The 1,123-nt window shown below is 57.3% G+C and carries 1 pseudogene; it reads right to left on the reverse strand.

The features are described from left to right. Positions 1-1,123, reverse strand: a pseudogene (locus GRI39_RS14355) (hypothetical protein); the annotation flags it as partial.

Consider the following 1,123-nt stretch of genomic DNA (forward strand, 5'->3'; position numbering starts at 1 on the left):
ACTATCGGCAGCCCCAAGGATCGCAAAACCCTCTGTCGCAGTGAGCGGTGTGCTGAGATCAATTACCCGCCGTCCAGTAGCATCCAGCGCGCCAAAACCACTGGCCCCGCCAAAGATCACATAGGCTGCGCCCGTATTCGTGCCGCCATCATCGTTGGCATTCGCCCCGACAACCATATCATCATAGCCATCGCCATTGATGTCCCCCATGCTCTGCATGGAGAGATAACCCAGATTATCATCCGCTGCATCGCCCTGCACGATGAAGCCGTAATGTTCCCTGAGGATGCTGGTGTCGATCACCGCCGCCTTGCCTGTTGCAGCGTTGGTGAAGGTAACGTCCTGTTCCACCAGAACATTGGCACGCCCGCGTTCATAGAGATTGTAGGTCACGCCTTCGTAATCATAGGTGCCGCCGAAAGTGAAGCCTTCTGCGCCGACCACACTATCGCCTGCATCGCCCTTCACGATCATCCAGGCTTCACCATCCATCCGCCAACCGCTGACATCGAACAGTGTCTGTTCTGTGATGGTGAGCGTGTTGTCTCCCGTGCCGGTGAGATCAATCGCTTCGATCGATTTCAGATCACCCGGCAGGAAAGTGGTAAGATCGAGATCCATCCCGGTTCCGGCCAGCGCCAGCGTATCCATGCCAGTGCCACCGTTGATATCGTCAAAATCCGTGGCAGTCAGGGTGATGACATCATCCCCCTCGCCGCCGCGCACCACGTCGCCCGTGCCAATATCAGCAAAGCTATCCGCGCCGCGCCCACCGATCAGAATATCCACATTGGCCGTGCCCACCAGAGCATCGTCTGCGGCAGTGCCCTGCACCACATCCTGCCCGATATCAGCCTGGCCATAGATGATGTAGGCTTCCCCGGCGCCGCTTCCACCATCATCGCCATAGCGTGCACCGACAATCAGATCATCATAGCCATCGCCATCAATATCGCCAGCGGCAGAAACCGTCGCACCAAGCTCGTCTCCCGCGGCATCACCCTGGATGATAAAGCCATCCGCTGCCGTGAGGTTGGCAAGATTAATCGTGCCGTAACCAGCTTCCTTGCCGAAAATCACATAGGCGGAACCGGCATTATTGCCGCCATCTTCATTGCCATTG

Source organism: Altericroceibacterium indicum (genome assembly GCF_009828105.1).
GTDB lineage: Bacteria > Pseudomonadota > Alphaproteobacteria > Sphingomonadales > Sphingomonadaceae > Altericroceibacterium > Altericroceibacterium indicum.